This window comes from Actinoplanes italicus (genome assembly GCF_003001815.1).
GTDB classification, from domain to species: Bacteria; Actinomycetota; Actinomycetes; order Mycobacteriales; family Micromonosporaceae; genus Actinoplanes; species Actinoplanes italicus.
Genome location: NZ_PVMZ01000036.1, coordinates 35,555 through 59,308 on the forward strand (window position 1 = coordinate 35,555; position 23,754 = coordinate 59,308).

The window sequence follows — 23,754 nt, forward strand, 5'->3', positions numbered from 1 at the left end:
AGTCCTTTACTTGATGGCGCCGGCGGCGATGCCGCGCGTGAGGGTCCGCTGGAAGATCAGGAAGAAGAGCATCGCGGGGACGATGCCGATCAGGGCCGAGGCGCTGGTCGTCGTGGCGTCCATCATGCGGTCGCCCTGCAGGACGCCGAGAGCGACCGGAACGGTCTGGTTGTCGTTGGAGACCAGGAAGATGAGGGGCAGGAAGAACTCGTTCCACGTCCAGATGAAGAAGAACGTGAACAGCACCGCGAGGGTGGGCCCGCTGACCGGCACGACGACGCGCCACAGGGTGCGCCATTTGCCGGCGCCGTCGACGGCGGCGGCGTCCAGCAGTTCCCGGGGGAATTCGGAGTAGACCGAGGTGAGCAGGTACGTGCCGAAGGCGCTCTGGATGACCGTGAAGATGATGATGATCGCGATCAGGCTGTCGTAGAGGCCGGCCTCCTTGGAGATGTAGTACAGCGGGTAGACCAGCACCTCCTGCGGCAGCAGGTTGGCGACCAGGAAGAACACCAGGAACCAGACCCGCCCGCGGACGCGGCCGATACCCAGGGCGTACGCGTTGAGGATGGACAGCACGACGCCGAGCACGGCGACCGTCAGGCTGGTGACGAAGCTGTTCCAGAGCTTCTGGCCGAAGTCGACACGGTTCCAGAAGTTGACGATGCCGTCCCAGTACAGGCTCACCGGCACCGACAGCGGCCCGTTGGCGGCGTAGTCGGCAGGGCTCTTGAACGCGTTGACGGCGATCACCAGCAGCGGCCCGACCAGCAGCAACAGCAGGACGAGCAGGCCGCCGAGGACGATCCAGCGGACCGGGTCACGGCGTCTGGCGGCTTTCGGGGCGTCCGGGGCGGGCGCCTTGGTCACGGACGGAAGAACGGCAGTCATCGCAGCTCCTCCGAGCGGTGCTGAAGACGGAGGAACAGGAAGGCGAGGATCACGATCAGCACCGTCAGGACCGTGGAGATCGCTGACCCGTACCCGACCTGGGCTTTTTCGAAGAAGTTCTTGTACGCGAAGTAGGACGGCACCAGGGTGGAGTTGCTCGGCCCGCCCTTGGTGAGCACGAAGACCTGACCGAAGATCTTCAGCGCGGCGATCGTGGTGGTGACCAGCACGACGTAGAACTCGGGCCGGATCATGTGCACGGTGATCTTGCGGAACCGCTGCCACCAGGTCGCGCCGTCCAGGTCGGCGGCCTCGTACAGCGATGGATCGATGCGCGACAACCCGGACATGAACATCACGATCGGGTAGCCAAGCTGGAACCAGACCATCACGAACATGACGCTGTACAGCGCGTAGTCGGGATCGCCCAGCCAGTTCTTCGCGAGACTCCCGAGCCCGACCGACTCGAGGATCTGGTTGAGCGCGCCGTACCCGGGATGCAGGATCCAGCTCCAGACGATGCCGGTGACCGCGACCGGCAGCACCTGCGGCACGTAGTAGCCGGAGCGGAACAGCCCGGCCCACCGGTCGCCGAACCGCTTGGCCACGTAGTCGAACAGCACGGCGGCCAGCACCAGCCCCAGCAGGGTCGGGATCACCGCCATCGCGAAGACGAGCAGGCCGATGTTGCCGAACGACTGCCAGAACAGGGTGTCGCCGAAGAGCCGGGTGTAGTTCTCCAGCCCGACCCAGCGCGGGTCGCCGACGCCGGTCCATTTGGTGAAACTGACGTACACCGTCATCACGAGCGGCACGACGATCACCGCGAGTGAGGCGAGCACGCCGGGAATCAGATACACCGCGTAGCCGCGGTTACGTACACGACCGGCCATGCCGGACCCCTTCCCCACGCGGTGCGGGCGGTGGTCACCGCCCGCACCGCGCCACGATCATTTGCCGAGGTCGGCCAGATTGTCGTTGTACGGCTTCGCGATCTCGTCCAGGAAGGCGTCCGGCGTCTTCGAGCCGTTGATCAGGCCCTGGGTACCGGCCACGAGCACGTCGTAGTAACCGGGCGCCGGCCAGTCCGGGTAGAACGCGAGACCGTCCGAGGTGGAGATCTTGTTGAAGGTCTCGACCAGTTCCTTGTTCTTCGGGTCGGTGATCGCCGACGGGTCGGCCGCGACCGGGACACCGCCGCTGTTGCCGAGCAGTGCCTGCACCTCAGGCTGCATGGTGATGTCGATGAAGTCGTACGCCAGCGCCTTGGCCTTGCTCTTCTCCGGAACCACCCAGAGGTTGCCGCTGGAACCCGGGTGCAGGGTGTTGCCCGGGAAGAGGAAGGTGCCCCACTCGAAGTCCTTGATCTCGTCGGCGAACCGGCCGTACCACCAGGAGCCGGAGATCAGGATCGGGAACTTGCCCTGGGTGAAGGAGCCGCCCATGTCCTCGGCCTTGATGCTGGCCGAGTCCTTGCTGATGTAGCCCTTCGACACCCACTCGGCGAACGTCTGCGCGCCGTAGGTGAGCTGCGGGCCCTTGAAGTCGACCTTGTTCTTGTAGAGCTGGTAGTCGTCGACGAACTTGCGGTCGGCCTTCGACAGGGCGAGCTCGTAGAAGATCTGCTGGGCGGGGTATTCCGCGCCGCCGACGGCCAGCGGGGTCACCTTGTTCTGCACGAAGGTGTCCATGACCTTGGTGAACTCGTCGAACGTGGTGGGAACGGCCAGTTTGTACTGGTCGAACATCTTCTTGTTGTAGTAGACGGTGACGAACTCGCCGTAGTTGGGCACCCCGAAGACCTTGCCGCTGCCCATGATTCCGTCTTCGTCGTACTTCGCGGTGGTCTGCAGGCTGGCGCTCAGCTTGGAGTCCCAGCCGCGCTTGCCGAACTCGTCCGAGATGTCGGTGAGCAGGCCCTGCTTGGAGAGCAGACCGGCGGTCGCGTTTCCCTTGTTGTACTCCATGATGTCGGGCGCGCTGTCCGAGTTGAGGATCATCTGGGCGTTCTGCTGGATCTGCTCGAAGCCCTTCTCTTCGAACTTCACCTCGACGCCGGGGTGGCTGGCCTTGAACAGCTCGATCGCCTTGTTCCAGGCGATGCCCATGGCGCTGTTGGGGCCCTCGTAGTGCCAGAGGGTCAGGGTCTTGGCGTCGGCACCTTCGGTCGCACCACCGTCGTCGCTGCCGCACGCGGTGAGACCGAGGGTTGCTGCCAGCAAAAGAGCACCGGCCGCGAGACCGGATCGTGATCGGAGCATTGCGGTACCTCCGGGGGAAGTCCTCGCGATCGTCGAAGCGCTTCGACGATCGGCCTTGTCGAGACGCTATGAAACGAGCCCGCTTCATGTCAACGGTGTGACGTTCAGATTTCGCGGCAGGAGTCGCGCTCGACCAGGCTGGGAGCGAGCAGCCGGGTGTACTCCACGCGCCGGCCGTCCAGCAGCCGCATCGCGGTCTCCACGGCCAGGGTGCCGACGTCGTGCGCCGGGATGTCGATCGAGGTCAGGTTGATCGGCATCGAGGTCGCGACGTCCCGCGGGCAGATCGCGACGATCGAGATGTCCTCGGGCACCCGCCGGCCGGTGGCGTGCAGCAGGTCGAGCAACGGCCGCAGCGCCTCCTCGTTGTGCACCACCAGGGCGGTCAGGCCGTCGAGTTCGGCGTCGAGGTCGGCCATGCAGGACCGCACCCCCTCGGCGCCCGGCTCGCACGGGTGCGTGACCGTCCGCAGATCGAACTCGGCCGACGCCTCCAGGAAACCGGTGAGGAACCGGTCGGCGTAGGTGGTCTGCCGCTTGTACACCGCCGGGGACGGGCCGACCAGGCCGATCCGCCGGTGGCCGTGCCCCGCCAGGTGCGCCAGCGCCTCCCGCGCGGCGGCACCGAAGTCCAGGTCGACGCAGGCGATGCCCGAGTGGTCGGCGGGCAGGCCGATCAGCACCGACGGCTGCTTGAGCTTGCGCAGCGCCGGGATGCGAAGGTCGTCGCGCTCCAGGTCCATCACTATCAACGCGTCGACCATGGTGCTGTGCGCGACCCGCTCCAGGCCCGCGGTGCCCTCGTCCTTGGTCAGGAGCAGGACATCATGGTTGTACGAGCGAGCGGCGGTCACCACGGCGGTCGCGAACTGCATGATGACCGGCACGTTGACGTCCACGCGCAGCGGCGCGACCAGGGCGATCACGTTGGTCTTGCTGCTGGCCAGGGCACGGGCGCCGGCGTGCGGGTGAAACCCGAGCTCGGCGATGGCGGCCTGGACGCGGGCGCGGGTCTCGGCCGAGATCGGGCGGCGGCCACTGAGCACGTACGACACCGTGCTCGGCGACACCCCCGCCGCCTTGGCGACATCATTGATCGTCGGCATCGCGCCTCCCCAAGTCGCCACAGCCAGCTCTGCGGTCGATCCTACTGATCAGCGCCCCCACCCCCGCGCGTGGTGACCTACGCCCACCCACAAGCCGCAACTCACCACGCGAACGCCGGGCCCCGCTGCGTGGTGACCTACGCCCACCGCCGAGCCGCAACTCACCACGCGAACGCCGGGCCCCGCTGCGTGGTGACCTACGCCCACCGCCGAGCCGTAAGTCACCACGCGGGTGTGGGGTCAGCCGATGCTGAACGTGGCCAGGCGCAGGCCGGGGCTGGGCAGCAGGTAGACCGTCTGCCGGCCGGAGAAGCGGGCCAGCGGTGCGTTCACCGTCGTGTAGCGATAGACGTCACCGGTGCCGGCCAGCGTCGCCGTGCCGAGCAGGCGGCCGGTCGGCGAACCGAGACGGACCTCGACCGTGCCCGCTCCCGAGGCACTCGCCGTGAAACGGGTGCCGCCGCGCAGCGCCGCGTCCTTGAACGCGATCCAGTCACCGGCCCGCGCCGCGCCGACGACGGTTCCGGCGGCCTTGCTCTCGTCGAGCAGACGGACACCGGAGTACGCGTCGAAGGTCTCCGCCCTGGTCGGCCGCGACAGGTCGCGGGCCGGGATCGTCTCGCCGCGGACCCGCAGGGTGGCCCGCTGCCGGATGTCGGCCGAGGACGAGCCGAGCAGCACGTCGTGGACCGCGTTCTCGACCACCCACCGCTGCCGGGTCTGGTCCCAGCGCGCGAGGTCGGACGGCTTCAGCGCGAACGTCACCGTCTTGGACTGCCCGGCCGCCAGCGCGACCTTCTGGAAGCCGCGCAGCTGCTTGGACGGCGCAGCGTCGCGGGAGGTGCGCTGGTGGGTGTAGAGCTGGACCACCTCGTCACCGGCCCGGTTGCCGGCGTTGGTCACGGTCACGCTGACGTGGCCGTTGCGGACCGACGGGACGCCGTAGCGGAACCTCGTGTACGACAGCCCGTGCCCGAAGGCGTAGAGCGGGGTGTCGTCGCTGTACAGGTAGGTCTGCCTGGTGTCGATGATGTCGTACTGGAGCAGGTCGTCCGGCAGCTGGGACTCGCTGCGCGGCCAGGTCTGGGTGAGCTTGCCGGACGGGTTGACGTCGCCGTACAGCACGTCGGCGACAGCGTGCCCGGTCTCGGCTCCGGCGTGGGTGGTCCACAGGATGCCGGGGACGTTCGCCTGCGCCCAGTTGATCGTCTGCGGGTAACTGCTCTGCACCACCACGACGGTCCGCGGGTTGGCCGCCCTGACCGCCTTGATCAGCGCTTCCTGGCGCGCGCCGAGGCCGAGTCCGGTGCGGTCGTGGACCTCACGGCCGGCGACGAACGGGTCGGTACCGACGACGACCACGGCGGTCTGTGCCTTCTTCGCGCTCGCGGCGGCCTGGGCCACCCCGTCGACGAGCAGTTCCCGCGTGAACCTGGCCGCCGAGGCGCGATCACCGAGCGTCAGGTTGCCGTCGGCGCCCACGGTCACGTAGTCGGTGTCCGGGAACCACGACTCCTGGGTCTCGTAGCCGGCGTAGTGCAGCACGACCGTACCGTCACCCTGGTCCTCGATCTTGAATTGCTCCTGGACGAACCAGCCGGTCGGGTCGTCGTTCTGAGTGATGAACGGGCCCCAGCCGTAGCCGACCAGCTTGCCGTCGGCGACGCTGCGCAGGGTGGAGACGCCATCGCCCCAGTCGGTCGTGTCGAACTGGGCGGCCGCCTCGGTCGCGGTGGTTCCGGTGACGCCGACGCTGCCGGAGCCGGCCGTCACGTACCGGCCCGTGGCGACCTCCTTGAGCGCGATCCGGTCGGCGCCCGCGCTGGTGGTGACGGCCGACGCCCGCTCGGTCACCCCGTCGAGCACGCTGACCTCGTAGGGCAGCTGTCCCCCGTACCAATCGCTGTAGAGCTTGTCGGCCGTGGGTCCGACCACGGCGACCGAACCGCCGGCCCTGAGCGGAAGGATGCCGTTGTTCTTGAGCAGGACCGCGGCCTCGGCGGCGGTCTCGCGGGCCAGCGCGCGGTGCGCCGGGCTGTCGATCACGGAGGGCGAGATTCCGGCGTACGGGCCTCCGTCCGGATCGAATTCGCCGAGTCGGAAGCGGATGCTCAGTGCGTTGCCGACCGAATTGTCGATGTCGGCCTCGGTGAGCAGCCCCCGCGCCAGCGCCTCCTTGATCGCGGTGACCGTGGGCACGGCGTCGGTGTCGTTGACCGTGAAGCTGTCGAGACCGGCCTTGAGGGTGGCGGCGTTCGCCTCGGCCTGGGTGGCGTAGTAGGCCTGCGAGCCGGTCAGGTTGGTCGGCGCCCAGGCGTCGCTGACGTTGAAGAGCCGTTCGCCGCTCCAGTCGCGGACCAGGGTGCCGAGGTCCGGGTCGACGGTGGCGGGCCGTCCGTTGATCAGGTTGTAGGAGGCCATCACGCCGGTCGCGGCGTCGTTGCGCAACGCGATCTCGAACGGCTTGCGGTCGTACTCGTTGAGCACGCGCTGCGGCACGTTCGACGAGGTCCGGTCGCGGGCGGTCTCGTTGTTGTAGGCGGCGTAGTGCTTGAGCGTCGGCGCGACCTTGAGGTGGTCCGGGTCGTCGCCCTGCAGGCCGTCGCCGTACGCGGTGGCGATCAGGCCGGACAGCAGCGGGTCCTCGGAGTAGCCCTCCTCGTTGCGGCCCCAGCGCGGGTCGCGCAGCAGGTTGACCACCGGCGCCCAGGCGTTGAGGCCCCAGACGGTCGGGTTCTGCGCGTGCAAGCCGCGCAGCTCATCGCCGACGGCGCTGCCGACCCGCTCGATCAGCGCCGGGTCCCAGGTGCTGGCCAGGCCGACGGCCTGCGGGAACACGGTCGCCGTTGCGTCGATCTTGGCGCCGCCGTTGTCGTGGTCGGTGGACCAGGCGACACCGTGCAGGGCCTCGGTGCCGGTCTTGAAGACCTTCAGGCCCAATCGCGGTACGGCCGGCTGGTACTGGTGGAGCAGCGAGATCTTCTCGTCCAGGGTGAGCCGGCCGACCAGGTCGCCGACACGCGCTTCCAGCGGCAGGCCCGGGTCCCGGAACGGGTAGGAGGGATCGGCGGCGCGCGCCGCGCCGGGAGAGAGCGGCACGATCAGCAGGGCCGCGGCGAGCGCGGTCAGCCCGCGTCTGAGACGCATGGCGATCTCCTTCGCGATTAATAAGCGCATGGTTAAAGGACCGTCCGGCGGCATTGACCAGGGACGACGCAATTAACCAGAATCGGTCGAAGCGCTTCGACGGACGGTATGCGGAAACGGATGGCGTAATAGGTATCGGTGAGGGTCACCATAGAACTCGGCTGATGTGATGGGCAACCATCGACCGCAGCTTGCCGGAAATCTTCCGGTAACCGGGGCAGAATGGGCCGGGTGCGATTGATCGTCATCGGCGGCGACGCGGCCGGCATGTCCGCCGCGTCCCAGGCGCGTCGCCGGCTCGGGTCCGGCGACCTCAAGATCACCGCGTTCGAGCGGGGCGAGTACACGTCCTACTCGGCATGCGGGATCCCCTACTGGGTGGGCGGGCTGGTCGACGGGCCCGGCGACCTCATCGCCCGCGACCCGGCCACCTTCCGGGAGAGCGGCATCGAGGTGCACACCGGCCACGAGGTCACCGGCATCGACCTGGCGGCCCGGACGGTCACGGTGAACGGCCGCACCGAGAGCTTCGACCATCTGGTGTACGCGGCCGGCGCCACCCCGATCCGGCCGCCGTGGGCCGGCACCCCGGCCGGCGGCGTCTTCGGGGTGCAGACGCTCGGCGACGGCGCGGCGCTGCAGCAGTGGCTGGACGGCGGACGCGACAGCGCCGTTGTCATCGGCGCCGGCTACATCGGCGTCGAGATGGCCGAGGCCCTCCAGCGCCGCGGGCTGAGGGTCACCCTCGTCGAACGCTCCGGGCAGCCGATGTCCACGATCGACCCGGACATGGGCGCGCTCGTCGCCGACTCGGTCCGCAAGCTCGGCATCGAACTGCGTACCGGTGTCACCGTGCAGGGACTGGAGACCAGCGGCGGCCGGGTCAGCGCGGTCGTCACCGATGACGGGGTGCTGCCGGCCGACGTGGTGGTCCTGGGCCTGGGCGTGCGGCCGAACACCGCCCTCGCCGACGCCGCCGGGCTGCCGCTCGGCGTCACCGGCGCGCTCGCCACCGACCTGGGGCAGCGGGTCACCGGCCCGGACGGCATCGTCGAGGGCGTGTGGGCGGCCGGCGACTGCACGCAGGTCACCCACCTGGTCAGCGGGCGGCCCGCGCACGTGCCGCTGGGCACCCACGCCAACAAGCAGGGCCGGGTCGCGGGCATCAACATCGGTGGCGGGTACGCCACGTTCCCCGGCGTCATCGGCACGGCCATCACCAAGATCTGCGACCTCGAGGTGGCGCGGACCGGGCTGTCCTCGAAGGAGGCCGAGGCTGCCGGGTTCCGGTTCGTCACGGCGACCGTCGAGTCGACCAACCGGGCCGGGTACTTCCCCGGTGCCGTGCCGATGACCGTCAAACTGATCGCCGAGAAGGACACCGGACTGCTGCTCGGCGCCCAGATCGTCGGCCGGACCGAGGCCGCCAAGCGGATCGACGCCTTCGCGGTCGCCGTCTGGAACCGGATGACGGTCACCGAGATGACCGCGCTCGATCTCGGGTACGCGCCGCCGTACGCCCCCGTCTGGGATCCGGTCTTGATCGCCGCCCGTAAGGCCGGTGACGCTCTCTAACCGTCGACGAGCAGCGCCGAGCCGCCGTCCCAGGTTCCGGCGAGGCCGGTGCCGGCCGTCTCGCCGATCGCGCGGATCACGGTCAGTTCGCCCGGCTCGGTGCCGCTGCCGCGCAGACGCAGTGACGGCTCACGGCGGACCAGCTCACCGTCGGTCTCGACCTCCTCGGCCGCCTCGTGCCCGCCGGTCCGGATCACCTCGGCGGCCACCGCAAGGTAGACCGGGTCGCCGGCCGCGTCGTAGACCCAGCGGGTGCCCAGCACGGAATGCTCGGTGGTGCCGACCAGCCACTGCTCGGCGCCGGCGAGCGGCGCACCCCGATAGGTCAGCGGCACGTGCCACAGCGTGCCGTCGCCGGCCCGCACGATCAGGGTCTCGACGCCGACCTCGCCGGCCGGATCGTCGAACCGGGCCGCGGCCACCCGTTCCGGTTCACCGGCCGGACCGGTGTACCAGTCACGGGACGGCAGCCAGCCGGCGAGCAGTTCGAGCTTGCCGGGCACGATCTGTGCCTTGTGGAGAAGCGCCATGCCCGGCAGCCTAGGGCACGTGATCACCTCGGTCCTCGACGAACGCGTCCGCGAGCTGATCGACGTGGCACGGCCGTACTGGCAACGGCTGAGCGACGCGGTGTCGTGGTCGGAGGAGACGAACCGGCGCCTCGACGAGCACGACCTCGGGCGTGGACGCTACCTGCCCGCACCGGCTGAACCGGCACGGGCGATGGCCGGGCTGCTGGCCACACGCTGGGATCCGGGGCGGCTCGATCATGTGCTGGCCACGGTCCGGGTGCCGAATCACCGCGAAGACCTGGCTCACCTGGTCGTACGGATCCTGTCCGAGAACTCGCTGCCGCCGGCTGAGCTGGAGTCGTGGATTCGGTGGGTGTTTCGTGGAGGGCTCTTTGAGGTAGAACGTTCTTTCTCATTCTGGTGGCTGCCGCATTTCCGGGTGCTCCTCCCGCCGGAGACCGCCGCACGCACCGTGGCGTCGTTCGCCGGCATCACTTCCCCGGCCGAGCAGTACGGTTACCACCACTCGACCGGCCGCGGCGCCCGTGACTTCGCCTGGGCGCACGATCACATCCCGGACGGACTGCCGCACCTCACCGAACGGCTCGGCGGACCGCTGGGCCGCGTGCCGCTGCGCCCGCAGTGGGAGGGTGCCAGCGTGGCCACGTTGCTCGCCGAGGGCTGGACGGCCGAGCGGATCCGGCGCGAGGTGCCGCCCGGCCCTCCGAGCCTGCGCGACCGGGTGCTCGGCTCACTCAGCGCGCTCGTCTTCATCCCACTCCCCGGCCTGGACGCCTGGCGCGACGCGCTCACTCCGGCGGAGATGCCGCCCCACGAACGGCTCACGGCGATGACCGCCTGCACGCGGCTGCGGACGCTCGTACGTCTGTGGCAGTCCACCGGTCTGCCGGACGACGTGGCGCCGTGGTACGCGGCGGCCGGGCTGTCCCCCGAGGAGGCGATCGACCGGCATCAGAACGGGACGTCGCTGCCCCGGCCGGACGACCGGGCCCGCTCGTAGAGGTGGCGGGCCACCACGACATCCTCGATCGCCAGGCCCAGCGACTTGAACACGGTGATCTCCCCGGGTGCGGTGCGCCCGGGAGCACGGCCCGTCAGGACCTCGCCGAGTTCACCGCGTACATGTCCGGGACCGATCAGGTGGGCGGCCCGTAGGTAGTCGCCCGACTCGTTGAGCAGCGACTCCCGGCGGTCGGCGAACAGGACCGACTTCGCCAGCAGGTACGGGTCCAGTTCGGCGGCCGTGGGAATGGACGAGCCGACCGCGTTGACGTGCGTCCCGGGTTCCACCCATTCGGCGAACAGGATCGGGTCGGTCGCCGTGGTGGCGGTGACGATGACGTCCGCGCCGGCGCAGGCGGCCGCCGGGTCCGCCGTCGACCGGGTGACCGTCCGCACCTCCTCGAACGAACCGGCCAGCGCCCTGAGGTGGGCCCGCGCCTGAGTGCCGTTACCGAAAACGGTCAGCACGCGGGCGTCCGGGCGGGCCAGTACCGCGGTGGCGAGAGCGGACACCGCGGCGGTACGGATCTCGGTGACCGCGGCCGCGTTGATCACCGCCAGCGGTTCGCCGGTGCCCGGGGCGAAGAGTGTCACCACCCCCTGGTGGGCGTCTTTGCCGGAGCGCGGGTTGTCCGGGAAGACGCAGACCGACTTCATCCCGAACGCCGGGTTCTCACCGAACAGGTGTGTGGGCATCAGCGCGATCAGGCCGTTCAGGCGCGGCGGCCGGACGACCGTGCGCAGCGGCAGGAAGACCCGGTCGTCGGCGAGCGCGGTCAGCGCCTCGCGCATGAGTTCACGGCAGGAGTCCGGAGTCAGCAGGGCGTGCACGTCGGCGGCGGAGAGCACGAGCATGCGCTCACCATAGGGACCGGCTGTGCGGCAGCGCTGTCCCGGGCGGGCCGGGACAGCGGTGCCGCACAGCCGGTGACCACCGCATAAGCCCGGCGGTCGCGCTGTCGGCCCGGACCACCGCGGACGTCGCGCGGTAGTCCGGGACTGTTCCGATGCGGCGAGAGCTGTCCCTTCCGTACCGGATAATGGTTTTGATCTAGAGACCCATGTCCTTCGCGATGATCATCTTCATCACCTCGGAGGTGCCGCCGTAGATCCGGTTGACGCGGTTGTCGGCGTAGAGGCGGGCGATCGGGTACTCGTTGATGAAGCCGTAACCGCCGTGCAGCTGCAGGCAGCGGTCGATCACCCGGTGCGCGACCTCGGTGCAGAAGAGCTTCGCCGACGCGGCCTCGGCGGCCGTCAGCTCGCCCGCGTCCAGCGCCTCCAGCGCACGGTCGGCGACCGCCTGCGCGGCGTCCACCTCGGACTGACAGGCGGCCAGCTCGAACTTCGTGTTCTGGAAGCTGGCGACCGGCTGGCCGAACACCTTGCGGTCCAGCACGTACTGCTTGGCGAACCGGACCGCCGCCGCGGCCTGCGCGTACGCGCCGTAGGCGATGCTCAGGCGCTCCTTCGGCAGGTTCTTGCCGAGGTAGTAGAAGCCCTTGTTCTCTTCGCCGAGCCGGTCCTCCACGGGAACCTTCACGTCGACGAACGCCAGCTCGCCGGTGTCGGAGGTACGCAGGCCGAGCTTGTCGAGCTTGCGGCCGACCGAGTAGCCGGGCAGCGAGGTGTCGACGTTCAGCAGGGTGATGCCGTAGCGGCGGTCGTCGGGCTTGGACGGGGAGGTACGGGCGCAGACGATCACCCGGTCGGCGAGGACACCACCGGTGATGAAGGTCTTCGCGCCGTTGAGCACGTAGTGCGTGCCGTCCTCGCTCAGCTTCGCCGTCGTGCTCATGCCGGCCAGGTCACTGCCGGTGCCCGGCTCGGTCATGGCCAGCGCGTACATCGTGTCGCCGGAGACGAAGTCGGGCAGCCAGCGCCGCTTCTGCTCCTCGGTGCCGAGGTCCAGCAGGTACGGCAGGCCCAGCGCCACGTGCGCCCCGGCCGCGCCGAACGAGACCCCGGCACGCATGGTCTCCTCGGTCTGCACCGCGGCGAACTTGAAGCTGTCGATGCCGGCGCCGCCGTACTCCTCGGGCACCTCGATGCCGAACAGGCCCAGCTCGGCGAGCTGCTTGTAGAAGTCCCGCGGCACCTGACCGTCCTGGAACCACTGGTCGTAGCGGGGAACCACCTCGGTCTCGATGAAGTCCCGCAGGGTCTGGCGGAACGCCTCGTGGTCCTCGTTGAAAACAGTGCGGCGCATCAAAGATCCTCTGTGCTAGAGACGGCGTCCGCCGTCGACGTAGATCGTCTGTCCGGTGATGAAGGATGCCGCGTCACTGGCGAGGAACGCGACCACCCGGGCGATGTCCTCGGGCCGGCCGACCCGTCGCAGCGGCGTGACCTCGGCGGCCTTGGCCCGCATGTCGGCCGCGGACACGCCGACCCGGGCCGCGGTGGCGTCGGTCATCTCGGTGACGATGAAACCTGGCGCGACCGCGTTGATGTTGATGTTGAACGGTCCGAGCTCCATGGCGAGGGTACGGGTCAGGCCCTGGATACCCGCTTTCGCCGCGGAGTAGTTTGCCTGACCACGATTGCCGAGCGCGGACACGCTCGACGTGTTCACGATCTTGCCCGAGCGCTTGGCGACCATGTGCCGCTGGGCGGCACGGCTGCACAGGAACGCGCCACGCAGGTGCACGTTCATCACGATGTCCCAGTCGAGCACGGACATCTTGTGCAGCAGGTTGTCGCGGAGCACCCCGGCATTGTTGACCAGTACGTCAACCCCGCCAAGCTCCCCGGCCACCTTGTTGATCACGGCGTCGACCTGTGCCTCGTCGGCGACATCACAGCCGAACGCGATCGCGGTGCCCCCGGATGCCTTGATCCGGTCGACGGTCTCGCTGCACGCCTGCTCGTCGAGGTCGAGCACCGCGACGGCGGCGCCCTCGCGCGCGAACTGGATGGCGGTGGCGGCGCCGATACCCCGCGCGGCGCCGGTCACGACGGCTACCCTCATGTTGCGATTCCCCTGTCTCAGAACGCGCTGATTCCGGTCAGCGCACGGCCGATGAGAAGTTTCTGGATCTGGCTGGTGCCCTCGTAGAGGGTGGTGACCCGGGCGTCGCGCATGGCCTTGCCGACCGGGAACTCGTCGACGTAGCCGTACCCGCCGAAGATCTGAATGGCCTGGTTGGCGGCCTTGACGGCGGACTCGGTGGCGAACAGTTTCGCCATCGAGGCCTCGGTCCGATACGGCAGGCCGCGGTCGACCAGGTCGGCGGCCCGCCAGACGAGCAGGCGGGCGGCGTCGGTCTCGACCGCGACGTCGGCGATCATCTCCTGGACCAGCTGGTAGCTCGCGATGGGCTTGCCGAACTGGGTGCGCTCCCCGGCGTACGCGATGCTCGCCTCGAGGCATCCGCGGGCCAGTCCGACCGAGCCCGCGGCGACGGCGATGCGGCCCTTGTCGAGGGCGGCCATCGCGATCTTGAAGCCCTCACCCTCCCCGCCGAGCCGGTGGGCGTCACTCACCCTGACCTCGTCGAGGCTGATCTCCGCCGTGGCCTGGCCACGCAGGCCGAGCTTGCCTTTGATCTCTTTTCGACCGAAACCTTTTTCATTCGTGGGTACGAGGAAAGCCGTCACGCCCTTCGGACCAGGACCGCCGGTGCGCGCGAAGATCAGCGCCACACCCGCCCACGTGCCGTTGGTAATGAAGATCTTCTCGCCGCTGATCACCCAGTCGTCGCCGTCACGCACGGCTTTCGTGATCAGCGAACCGGCGTCGGAGCCCGTGCCCGGCTCGGTCAGGCCGAAGCAACCGAGCACCTCGCCCGCGCACAGCTTCGGCAGCCAGTCGGCTTTCTGCTGACCGGTCCCGTATTTCTGGATGCTCTTGGCGACGAGGCCGAGCGTCACCGAGACGATCCCCCGGACCGACGTGTCGCCGCGACCCAGTTCTTCCATCATGAGGCAGTACGTCAGGAAGTCACCGCCCGAGCCGCCCCACTCCTCGTCGATCCCGAGGCCGAGGAAACCCAGCTCGGCCAGCTTGCCGACGATCTTGGTATCGACCTGCTCGGCACGGTCCCACTCGGTGGCGTACGGGACGACCTCACGGTCCACCCATTCGCGGGCGACGTCCCGGAACTGCTGCTGTTCCGCCGTCAGGCCGAGGTCCATAGCGGCTCCCGTAATTGAACGCTGTCAGGTTTCTCGGGCCATGCTAACTTAACAGCGTTAGTTAAACCAAGGGGGTTCGCATGCCACGGCCGACCACGCCGCTTCTGAGTCGGGGCGGCATCCGCGCGGCCTCCCTGGAGATCATCGACCGCGACGGGCTCGACGGGCTGAGCATGCGCAAACTGGCCGCCGCGCTCGGCGTCTCGGCCCCCGCGCTGTACTTTCACTACCCCACCAAGGAACAGCTGCTCGACGACGTGGCCAGCGAGATCATGGAGAAGGTGGACGTGTCGGCCTTCGCCGACGGCTGGCGCGAGGGCCTGCTGACCTGGGCCCGCTCCTACCGGGCGGCGCTGGCCGAGCACCCGAACATCGTCCCGTTCCTGGCACGAGGCCCCGGCCAGCGCGACGCCTCACTGCGCCGCGCCGACGCCATCCACGGCGGCCTGGTAGCCGCCGGCTGGCCCCCACGCGAGGCCACGATGATCGGCGCGTCCACGAAATACCTGGTGCTGGGCGCGGCGATGGGCAGTTTCTCCCGCGGGTTCGTCGACGACGTCCAGGTCTACCTCGACCGCTACCCATCGCTGGGCGACGCCCACCGCCTACGCGAACACGCCGACGCCGTAGACCGCGACAGCTTCGACTTCGCCCTGACGATGTTCGTCGACGGCCTGGCCGCCCGCCTGGCCACCTGAACCACCGCCAAGACCCGCCCACCCGGCCATACCGCCGCCGAGACCTTGTCTCACCCGCCCGGCAAGACCCGGCCGCCCACCGGCCCGCCGGGCCACCCGTGACTATGGTGACGCGCGGTGCGGATCGCGGCCGGATGCATCACGCGACCGGGATAAGTCGGTGGCCTCGGGCGGCGGCGACTCGATAATGGACCGATGATCGACAGGTCCAACCCGTCCACGGTGCACGAGCCGGACGGCTACAGCCACGTCACCATCTCGTCCGCGGGGCGGCTCGCCCATCTCGCCGGCCAGTGTCCGGTAGATCTCTCCGGGTCGGTCGTCGGTGAGCCCGGCGACTTCGCGGCGCAGACCGAGCAAGTGATCACGAACTGCCTGGCCGTCCTCGACGCGGCCGGCGCGAGCCCGGCCGACGTGGTCCGTTCGGTGGTCTACGTGGTGAGCGCCGACAGCGACGTCCTCACGGCGGTGTGGCGGCAGCTCAACGCTTCCCCGCTGGCTCCGGCCTTCACCACGGCGAGCACCTTGCTCGGCGTGACCGCCCTCGGCTACCGGGGCCAGCTCGTCGAGGTGGACCTCACCGCGGCCCTACCGAACTGAGCCCTGCCGATCGCAGACCTCACCTGATCAACCAGCAGCGAACCGAGCACCCCATCCCCACCCACAACCCCGAACCCGATCGACCAGCAGTGGGGCACGCACCCTTCCCTGCCCGGGAAGCAGCCACCACCCGCAGCCGATCTCCAGAAACCGCCCTTGTTGATCGTCCAGCACCGGCCCACTGCTGTTCACGGGCCACGCCCGGCCGCACGCGATCAAGGACGGCGACCGAAACAACACGGACCAGTCGCAAGCGGTCAGGGGCGGTGGCCGGGGCGGGGCGGGCGGATGTTCAGACCGGCGGAGACGAGGGCCCGGCGCATCTCGGCGAGCCCGGCCGTGAAGTCGCTGCTGTCCTGCACGTAGTAGCGGCGGAAGAACCACGACGGCACGCGGGGCGCCCGCCGCCGGGTGAGGAAGAGCTGGTCCTGGACCTGGCGGGCCATCAACCACAGATCCTGTCGTACGGCCGGATCCGGCCCCGCCGGCGCCGCCAGCAAGCACCGCGACCGGGACCAGCGGGCCACCCGCCGCCGGTCGGCGAAGACGCCTCGCTGCTCGCGGAACGTGTCCCAGCCGAGCATCAGCAGGCCCAGCGACGGCACGCACCACTGCACCAGGAAGTCGGTGACCGTCGAGCCGCGCAGCATCGCCGAGAGCAGGCCGAACGCGGTCCAGGCGAGCAGCGCGGCACCGACCGCGCGGGCGTACCGGCGGCGGACCCGGCCGCCCCACGCGAGGTTCTGCTGCTGGCGGGCCAGCACGTCGAACGGCGGCGGCAGGTTCGGCATGGCGTACGACACCCGCAGTGAGTCCTCCGAGCCGCGGAACCGGCTGCTCAGCTTGTGCACGTCCTCGGGCGGCACCTCGTCACCGGCGAGAACGTGGTTCCAGCCGAGGTGGAACATCCGCACCTCGAAGGTCTCCTGCAGCAGCGCGGCCCGGTGCAGTTCCCGGTGCGCCCAGGACGCCAGACCGAGCGAGTAGGTCAGCGCCCAGAGCGCACCGGCCAGGGTGACCGTGATGCTCAGCGACCGGGTGAACGGCGTCGAGTTGAGCGAGCCGGCCAGGACGGCGACGAGCCCGGCGACGGCCAGCGTCACGGAGATGGCGATCCGCAGTGCGGCCAGCCGCCGGACCCGGGCGTGCGAGACCGTCATCGCACGCAGAAGGTGACAGAGTGTCGGTTCCAGCTGACGCTGCCGCACCACGGATCGACGATCGGACATGCGCGCCACCGCCTGTCCACGAAATTGATTTGATACGCCAAGATTATCCCCGATATTTAGATACGCTCATCTATTTCTCCAGATAGCGGGGTTGTTTCACGGCGTTTGCAGGGCCTCGGTCGGTGACAGCCGGGCCGCGCGGACCGCGGGGTAGAGCCCGGCCACTCCCCCGATCGCCAGCGTCGCCGCCAGACCGCCGCCGAGCGTCCACGCGGGGACCACCCACGGCCACGTCTGGTACGTGGCGTAACCGGCGGTGACGGCCGCGCCCAGCAGCACTCCCCCAACCCCGCCCAGGGCCGAGAGCAGCAACGACTCGGCCAGGAACTGGATCCGGACGTTGCCCCGGGTCGCGCCCAGCGCTCGCCGCAGCCCGATCTCCGGCCGCCGCTCCAGCACCGAGATGACCATCGTGTTGGCCACACCGACCCCGCCGACCAGCAGCGCCACCGCCCCGACGCCGAGCAGCAGTCCGGCGAACGCCTGACTGGTGGCCTGTTTGGCGGCGAGCGCGTCGGACGGCCGGGACACCTCGACCTCGTTCGGTGCCGACGGGTTCGCGGTGGCGGCCAGCAGTTCGCGGACCGTCTCGAGCCGGGTCTCGTCGGATCTGGTGTAGACGGTCGTGGCGTGCCCGTCGAAGCCGAGCCGCCCGGCCCCCGCCGGCCAGCCCACGAGCACGGCGCTGTCCAGTTCGGCGGCGAGCGGGACCGCTTCGAGAATGCCGATCACGGTGCACCGCACCCCGCCGACGACGACCTGGACATCAGGGCCGGCGGTGCCGATCCCGAGCCGCTCGGCGGTCTGCTCGCCGAGCACGACCGCGGGGAATTCGGCGGTGGCCGCGTTGAGCCACACCCCGTCGCGGAGCGAAGCGCCGACCAGATCGAGCAGGTTCTCGCGAGCCGCGTACGCAATGATGCCGTTCGTCTTGGCGTCGGGGATGTGTTCCGACCGGTAGACCTTGGCGTCGCTGATCCGGCCGACCGCGGAGACCCGCTCGACGCCGTCGATCCGTTCGATCATCGCCTCGGCCTCCAGCGGCAGTTCGGCGTCCTGGCCGAGCAGCGTCTGCCCGGGCCCGACCGTGAGCAGGTTGGTGCCGAGCGCCGACAGGGTCCGATCGAGTTCCGCGCCCGACGACGACGAGATCCCGACCACCGCGACCATCGCCGCGATGCCGATGGCGATACCGAGCGCCGACAGGAACGCCCGCATCGGCCGGGTCCGCAGGCCGACCCCGCCGACCCGCACCACGTCCATGGCCCTCACGCAACCGCCCCCGAGGAGGAGGCAGCGGCGGCGGTGGAGAGGACCCGGCCGTCGCGCATCCGGATCTGCCGGGGCAGCGATGAGGCGATCTCGAGGTCGTGCGTGATGATCACGACCGTGGTGCCGGCCGCGTTCAGCTCGCCGAGCAGCTCCATCACGCCCTCACCCGAGCGGGAGTCGAGGGCGCCGGTCGGTTCGTCGGCCAGCAGCAGCGGCGGCCGCCCGACGACCGCCCGGGCGATCGCCACCCGCTGCCGCTCGCCGCCGGACAGCTCGTGCGGATCGTGCCGCAGCCGGTGCCCGAGCCCGACCCGGTCCAGGGCCTCGGCAGCCAGCCGGCGGCGTTCGGAGCGCCGCACGCCGCGATAGAGCAGGCCGTCGGCGACGTTGTCCAGCGCGCTGGTACCGGCCGCCAGATGGAACTGCTGGAAGACGAACCCGATGCGGGTCGCGCGCAGCGCCGCGAGCCGCTTGTCGGACAGCCCGGCCACGTCGTGACCGTCGATCCGTACGGTTCCCGCGGTGGGCCGGTCGAGCGTGCCGATCAGGTGGAGCACGGTCGACTTGCCGGAGCCGGACGGGCCGACGACGGCGACCAGCTCGCCCGCAGCTACGGAGAGGCTCACCCCGTCGAGCGCGCGCACCCCACCCGGATAGGCCTTGACCACGTCGATCAGCTCGATCACTTCGGCACTCCGACGCTCATGCCCTCGGTCAGCCCGTCCCCGGTGATCTCGACGCGGCCGTCGGCGAACAGGCCGGTCCTCACCGCCACCCGCCGGGTCGCGCCGCCGTCGACCACCTCAACGGCGAAACCGCCGCCGGGCGCCGCCGTCAGGGCCGCGACCGGCACCGTCAGCACCCCCTTGCGCTCGGCCGCGGTGAACGTCACGTCGACGGACGCCGAGCCCAGCGCGGCCGCCGCCTTCGGGTCGGCCAGGGTGATCTGGGCCTCCACCTCGGTGGTGGGTTCGGCGTCGGCGCCGCTGCCCGGCTCGATCACGGTGGCCACCTCGGTGACCTTGCCGGTGACCCGTTCGCCGTCGGGCAGCGTCACGGTGGCGGGCGCGCCCGTCTTCGCCAGGGCGCCGTCGGTGACGTCCAGCCGTACCGTGATCACCTTGCCGGTGCCGGTCCAGGTGAGCAGGTCACGGCCGGGCGCGACGGAGACGCCGGCCTCGGTGATCAGCGAGTCGACCCGGACGGCGCCCGACGCGAACACCACCTGGCCCAGCCTGACGACGCCGGTCTCGGGCAGGCCGTTGTCCTCCTGCCACTGCTCGACCGCGTCGGCCGTGGACCCGGTGTATTCGTCGTCGGCGGTGAATCCGTCGTAGCCGAGGGCCGTCAGGTTGCGTTCCAGCTGGGCCACGTCCGGGCCCTCGGCTCCGGGGGCGAGGTCGCGGTAGGCGGGCACGGCTCCGTACATCAGCACCGCCGGGTCGTCGTCGATCCGGTGCAGCGGCTTGCCGCGGGTGATAACAGCGCCGCTGTCCGGCAGCCAGGTGACGGTTCCACCGCGCCGGGCCGTGGCGGTACGCGTGGGGCCGTACCCCAATTCTCCGTCGGCCTCCACCGATTCCCGCAGCGTCTGCCGGGTGATGGCGCTGGTGGCCGGCGGCAGCGGGTCGCCCGCGGTGGCCTCGTCACCGCCGCCGGGCCGGGCGGCCAGCACCGCCGCGGTGCCGGCCGACGCCACCGCCACCACCCCGGCGGCGATCTTCAGGATGCGGCCACTCATTCCGGTGCCCGCATCAGCGACGCGCACGCCTTCTCGGCGGTCTTGAAGTCGGGGTCCTCGGCGGAGCCCGGGTCGAGGCGGACCATGCCGCCCTCGGGGTCCGGGAAGCTCGCCACCCCGTTGTCGCGCATGCACTGGGCGTACTTGCGCATCGTCTCGTCGCGGACCGGATCCGCCGCGCCTCCGCCGGTCATGCCGACCGGCGCCCATTCCCGGCAGGCCTCCATGGCGGCCTGCACCTTCTGCTGGTCACTGCCGGGGCCGAACTTGAGCGTCATGCCCTTGCCCGGTTCCGGGTCGGGGATGTCGAGGCCCTGCTCGCGCAGGCATTCGGCGAACTTCAGGTTGCGAGCGTCGGGGTCCGGCGACGGCGCGGGTTCGGGCGGGGCGGAAGCGCAGCCGCCGAGCACGAGAGCGAGGGCCACCAGCGAGATGAGTTTCTTCATGGGGCCACAGCGAACCGGGCACGCCGTTTCCGGAGCGTTGGCCGGAACGCCAACACCGCGGAAACACCATCGGTGACACGATCGGCGGATGCGGATCCTGGTGGTGGAGGACGAGCGGCTGCTCGCGGACGCGATCGCCGAGTGGCTGCGCGAGGAGTCGCACGCCGTCGACGTCGCCGGTGACGGCGCCGCGGCCCTCGAACGCATCGGCGTCAACGACTACGACGTGGTGGTGCTGGACCGGGACCTGCCGCGGGTGCACGGTGACGAGGTGTGCCGCCGGATGGTGGCCGGGGGCGTCGAGGCCCGGGTGCTGATGCTGACCGCGGCAGCCGAGGTCGGCGACCGGGTGGCCGGGCTGTCGCTCGGCGCCGACGACTACCTGACCAAGCCGTTCGCCATGCCGGAGCTGGCCGCCCGGGTGCTGGCGCTGGGCCGGCGCACCCGGCCGGGTGTCCCGCCGGTGCTGAGCCGGGCCGGGATCACCCTCGATCCGGCGCGACGTGAGGTGTTCCGGGACGGCCGGTACGTGTCGCTGTCGAAGAAGGAGTTCGCCGTGCTCTTCGAGCTGCTGCGCGCCGGCGGGACGGTGGTCTCGGCCGAGCACTTGCTGGAGAAGGCGTGGGACGAGCACACCGACCCGTTCACCGGGGCGGTCCGGCTCGCCATTCTCAAACTGCGCCGCAAGCTCGGCGATCCGCAGGTCATCGACACCCTGCCCGGCGTCGGGTACCGAATCGCTCAACGGCATCCCCACGGATGAGTCCGGGGGATTTTCCGGCTCAGACTGCATCGAATTCACCGTCCTGGAGGGAGGCGATCTGATGTCCTTCGTCGTCGGCACTGGCACGGTCGCGTTCGGCCGTGGCGAGGACCGTCCTCGCGGCGTTGAGGTCTCGGCATGCGGTGGAACCGCAGGCCGGGTCGACCACGTTCCTGGCACACACACGGGCGCTCGATGAGACTCCCCCGGCCCACCCTGCGGCTGCGCCTCACGCTGGTCTGGTTCGGCTTCTTCCTGGTCGCCGGGCTGGCCCTGCTCGGTGTCACCTACCTGCTGTTCCGCAACCAGCTGCCGTGGACGCTCACCCCGCCCGGCATCAAGGAGGGTCACCTGAAACGGGTCATCGTCGACAACGGCGTGATTCTCACCGGTGACGCCGCCGACCAGCTCATCGAGGCTCAGGTGGCCGAGGTCAGCCAGTCCTTCCTCCAGCAGGGCCTGGTGGCGTTCCTGCTCGTGGCGGTCGCCTCGGGGGCGTCCGCCTGGGTGCTGACCGGGCGGATGCTGGCCCCGCTGCACCGGGTCACGGCCACCGCCCGGCGGATCGCCGCCGCCCCGGCCACCGAGCGCGGCCTGCACCAGCGCATCGACCTGCACGGCCCGGACGACGAGGTCAAGGAGCTGGCCGACACGTTCGACGGCATGGTCGAGCGCCTGGAACACGCCTTCGACGGGCAGCGGCGGTTCGTCGCCAACGCGTCGCACGAGCTGCGCACCCCGCTCACCCTGAACCGCGCGCTCGTCGAGCTGGCCATGCACCGCAAGACGGCCTCACCGGACGTGCTCCGGCTCGGCGAGGACCTGCTGCAGATCAACGCCCGGCACGAGCGCCTGATCAGCGGCCTGCTGCTGCTGGCCCGCTCGGAGCAGGAGCTGCCCGCGACCACATCCGTCGACCTGGCCGACGTGGTGTCGCACGTGGCCGGGCAGACGGCGGCCGAGGCGGAGGCGGCCGGGGTGACGGTCACCGTGGCCGCCGCGCCGGCGCCCACCCGCGGCGACGGCCTGCTGCTCGAGCAGCTCGTGCGCAACCTGGTGGAGAACGGGATGAGGCACAACAACAAAGAACCCGGCGATTGGGTACGGGTGGAAAGCGGCCCGCTCGCGACGATCACCGTCACGAACTCCGGCCCGGTGATCCCCGCCTACGACGTGACGGCGCTCTTCGAACCGTTCCGCCGCCTCGACGGCGACCGGGTGACCTCGTCGAACGGCGCCGGCCTGGGCCTGTCCATCGTCCGGTCGGTGGCCCGCGCCCACGGCGGCACGGTCGAGGCCCGCCCCCGCGACGGCGGCGGGCTGATCGTCACCGTCCGGCTGCCGGGCTCCAGCCCAGAGCCGGGCCCAGACTTCTCGCCATGTCCGTGAGGATCTGCACGTAGTCGTCGTGCTCGAAGGTGAACGGCAGCGCGAACGCGACCTCGTCGATCTCCCGGAACGCGGCGTTCGCCGACAGCCGGGCGGCGATCTCGTCGGAGGTGCCGACGATGTCGGGGGCGAACATCATCCGGGCCGGGCCCTGCGGCGTGAGCGTGCGCGGGGTGCGCTTCTCCGCGTACTCGCGGTACTTCGCGGCCTGGGCCGGCGAGGCACTGTCGGTGGGGATCACCACGAGGCCCTGCGACACCCGTGCTTGGTCACCGTCCGGGTGATGGGCGCGGAACTCGCGGATGTGCGCGAGCTGGATCTGCTCGAAGTCGGCGGGGAGCGGATCCTCGGCCTTCACCACGCTGCTGGTCAGGAAGTTCATCCGGTGCTGGCCGGCCCACTGCGCCGAGCGCAGGCTGCCCCCGCCGTACCAGAGGCGGGACGCGAGACCCGGCGAGTGCGGCTGGACCCGGTCGGAGAACTGCTCGAACCCCTCCGTGCCGGAGAACCCGGTGACGGGCTCACCCCGTACGGCTGCGAGCAGTCTCTCGACCCGGGCGTAGCTGAAGTCCTCCGCATCGGCCGTGCCCGGATAGAGCGCGTCCTTGACCTGGTCCCAGTGCATCGGCGGGCCGACGCTGACGCCCGGGTTGATCCGGCCGCCGGAGAGCAGGTCGACGGTGGCCAGGTCCTCGGCGAGCCGCAGCGGGTTCTCCCAGCCGAGCGGGATGACCGCGGTGCCCAGCTCGATGCGGCTGGTGCGCTGCGACGCGGCGGCGAGCACCGCGACCGGCGAGGAGATGCCGAACTGCAGGTGCCGGTGGCGCAGCCAGGCGCTGTCGAAGCCGAGGCGCTCACCCAGCTCGATGATCTCGAGCGTGGACTCGTGACCGCGCCGCGGATCCGCCTCGTCGAACAATCCGATGGTGAGGAAGCCCAGCTTACGCAACATGTGATCAACCCT

Annotated in this window: 22 protein-coding genes; 6 read left to right on the forward strand and 16 right to left on the reverse strand. The window is 70.2% G+C overall.

Translation table 11 applies throughout. The features are described 5' to 3' along the window. Positions 1-6: 6 nt before the first annotated feature. From CLV67_RS47465 to CLV67_RS47485, 5 genes are all read right to left on the reverse strand, one after another. Complete coding sequence (locus tag CLV67_RS47465) at positions 7-891, reverse strand: carbohydrate ABC transporter permease (RefSeq protein ID WP_106330574.1); 885 nt, start codon at positions 889-891, stop codon at positions 7-9. Further along, positions 888-1,784 (reverse strand): carbohydrate ABC transporter permease, encoded by an 897-nt coding sequence (locus CLV67_RS47470; protein WP_106330575.1) that lies wholly within the window; start codon positions 1,782-1,784, stop codon positions 888-890. The genes CLV67_RS47465 and CLV67_RS47470 overlap by 4 nt, the downstream gene beginning before the upstream one ends. Positions 1,785-1,841: 57 nt before the next feature. After that, on the reverse strand, positions 1,842-3,152 hold the full coding sequence (locus CLV67_RS47475; protein WP_106330576.1) for an extracellular solute-binding protein: 1,311 nt from the start codon (positions 3,150-3,152) through the stop codon (positions 1,842-1,844). A gap of 104 nt (positions 3,153-3,256) precedes the next feature. Further along, on the reverse strand, positions 3,257-4,258 hold the full coding sequence (locus CLV67_RS47480; protein WP_106330577.1) for a LacI family DNA-binding transcriptional regulator: 1,002 nt from the start codon (positions 4,256-4,258) through the stop codon (positions 3,257-3,259). Between the two features lie 240 nt (positions 4,259-4,498). Continuing rightward, positions 4,499-7,405, reverse strand: coding sequence for a glycoside hydrolase family 3 protein (locus tag CLV67_RS47485; protein WP_106330578.1), 2,907 nt, complete (start codon positions 7,403-7,405; stop codon positions 4,499-4,501). A 222-nt stretch (positions 7,406-7,627) separates the two neighbouring features. On the opposite strand from CLV67_RS47485, the gene CLV67_RS47490 reads away from it, so the two are divergent. Then, a complete protein-coding gene (locus CLV67_RS47490; protein WP_106330579.1) occupies positions 7,628-8,980 on the forward strand; it encodes an FAD-dependent oxidoreductase in 1,353 nt (450 codons plus the stop codon). Here the strand turns inward: CLV67_RS47490 and CLV67_RS47495 are convergent. Next, positions 8,977-9,510 (reverse strand): CG0192-related protein, encoded by a 534-nt coding sequence (locus CLV67_RS47495; RefSeq protein ID WP_106330580.1) that lies wholly within the window; start codon positions 9,508-9,510, stop codon positions 8,977-8,979. The genes CLV67_RS47490 and CLV67_RS47495 overlap by 4 nt on opposite strands. On the opposite strand from CLV67_RS47495, the gene CLV67_RS47500 reads away from it, so the two are divergent. Further along, a complete protein-coding gene (locus CLV67_RS47500; RefSeq protein WP_146169602.1) occupies positions 9,509-10,513 on the forward strand; it encodes a hypothetical protein in 1,005 nt (334 codons plus the stop codon). The genes CLV67_RS47495 and CLV67_RS47500 overlap by 2 nt on opposite strands. Here CLV67_RS47500 and CLV67_RS47505 read toward each other — a convergent pair. The 4 genes from CLV67_RS47505 to CLV67_RS47520 all read right to left on the reverse strand — a co-directional run bounded on the left by CLV67_RS47505 (position 10,465) and on the right by CLV67_RS47520 (position 14,652). Further along, positions 10,465-11,370, reverse strand: a complete 906-nt coding sequence (locus CLV67_RS47505; protein ID WP_106330582.1) for an ornithine cyclodeaminase family protein — start codon at positions 11,368-11,370, stop codon at positions 10,465-10,467. The genes CLV67_RS47500 and CLV67_RS47505 overlap by 49 nt on opposite strands. A gap of 196 nt (positions 11,371-11,566) precedes the next feature. Continuing rightward, positions 11,567-12,724 (reverse strand): acyl-CoA dehydrogenase family protein, encoded by a 1,158-nt coding sequence (locus tag CLV67_RS47510; RefSeq protein ID WP_106330583.1) that lies wholly within the window; start codon positions 12,722-12,724, stop codon positions 11,567-11,569. Between the two features lie 15 nt (positions 12,725-12,739). Further along, positions 12,740-13,486, reverse strand: a complete 747-nt coding sequence (gene fabG / locus CLV67_RS47515) for a 3-oxoacyl-ACP reductase FabG (protein ID WP_106330584.1) — start codon at positions 13,484-13,486, stop codon at positions 12,740-12,742. A gap of 17 nt (positions 13,487-13,503) precedes the next feature. Then, a complete protein-coding gene (locus CLV67_RS47520; protein WP_106330585.1) occupies positions 13,504-14,652 on the reverse strand; it encodes an acyl-CoA dehydrogenase family protein in 1,149 nt (382 codons plus the stop codon). An 80-nt stretch (positions 14,653-14,732) separates the two neighbouring features. Between CLV67_RS47520 and CLV67_RS47525 the strand changes: the two genes are divergently transcribed. Continuing rightward, positions 14,733-15,350 carry a TetR/AcrR family transcriptional regulator gene (locus CLV67_RS47525; protein WP_106330586.1) on the forward strand — a complete coding sequence of 206 codons (618 nt, stop codon included), beginning with the start codon at positions 14,733-14,735 and terminating at the stop codon, positions 15,348-15,350. A 195-nt stretch (positions 15,351-15,545) separates the two neighbouring features. Further along, positions 15,546-15,950: a RidA family protein gene (locus CLV67_RS47530; protein WP_106330587.1), complete on the forward strand. Its 405-nt coding sequence runs from the start codon at positions 15,546-15,548 to the stop codon at positions 15,948-15,950. A gap of 257 nt (positions 15,951-16,207) precedes the next feature. Here CLV67_RS47530 and CLV67_RS47535 read toward each other — a convergent pair whose 3' ends face one another. From CLV67_RS47535 to CLV67_RS47555, 5 genes are all read right to left on the reverse strand, one after another. Beyond that, the gene (locus CLV67_RS47535; RefSeq protein ID WP_146169603.1) at positions 16,208-17,179 is read right to left on the reverse strand and encodes an S-4TM family putative pore-forming effector; all 972 of its coding nucleotides are present in this window, start codon (positions 17,177-17,179) and stop codon (positions 16,208-16,210) included. A gap of 96 nt (positions 17,180-17,275) precedes the next feature. Continuing rightward, positions 17,276-18,442 (reverse strand): ABC transporter permease, encoded by a 1,167-nt coding sequence (locus CLV67_RS47540; protein ID WP_106330589.1) that lies wholly within the window; start codon positions 18,440-18,442, stop codon positions 17,276-17,278. 5 nt (positions 18,443-18,447) lie between these two features. Continuing rightward, on the reverse strand, positions 18,448-19,137 hold the full coding sequence (locus CLV67_RS47545) for an ABC transporter ATP-binding protein (protein ID WP_106330590.1): 690 nt from the start codon (positions 19,135-19,137) through the stop codon (positions 18,448-18,450). Then, positions 19,134-20,219 (reverse strand): efflux RND transporter periplasmic adaptor subunit, encoded by a 1,086-nt coding sequence (locus tag CLV67_RS47550; protein ID WP_249037993.1) that lies wholly within the window; start codon positions 20,217-20,219, stop codon positions 19,134-19,136. The genes CLV67_RS47545 and CLV67_RS47550 overlap by 4 nt, the downstream gene beginning before the upstream one ends. After that, positions 20,189-20,638: a hypothetical protein gene (locus tag CLV67_RS47555; RefSeq protein WP_106330592.1), complete on the reverse strand. Its 450-nt coding sequence runs from the start codon at positions 20,636-20,638 to the stop codon at positions 20,189-20,191. The genes CLV67_RS47550 and CLV67_RS47555 overlap by 31 nt, the downstream gene beginning before the upstream one ends. A gap of 88 nt (positions 20,639-20,726) precedes the next feature. Between CLV67_RS47555 and CLV67_RS47560 the strand changes: the two genes are divergently transcribed. Together CLV67_RS47560 and CLV67_RS47565 are read left to right on the forward strand one after the other, a co-directional pair. Then, entirely contained in the window at positions 20,727-21,401 is a 675-nt protein-coding gene (locus CLV67_RS47560) for a response regulator transcription factor (RefSeq protein WP_106330593.1), read from the forward strand. Between the two features lie 195 nt (positions 21,402-21,596). Next, positions 21,597-22,790 carry a sensor histidine kinase gene (locus CLV67_RS47565; RefSeq protein ID WP_106330594.1) on the forward strand — a complete coding sequence of 398 codons (1,194 nt, stop codon included), beginning with the start codon at positions 21,597-21,599 and terminating at the stop codon, positions 22,788-22,790. On the opposite strand, the gene CLV67_RS47570 is transcribed toward CLV67_RS47565, so the two are convergent. Beyond that, positions 22,729-23,742, reverse strand: coding sequence for an LLM class flavin-dependent oxidoreductase (locus tag CLV67_RS47570; protein ID WP_106330595.1), 1,014 nt, complete (start codon positions 23,740-23,742; stop codon positions 22,729-22,731). The two genes, CLV67_RS47565 and CLV67_RS47570, sit on opposite strands and share 62 nt — an antisense overlap. Positions 23,743-23,754: the final 12 nt, after the last annotated feature.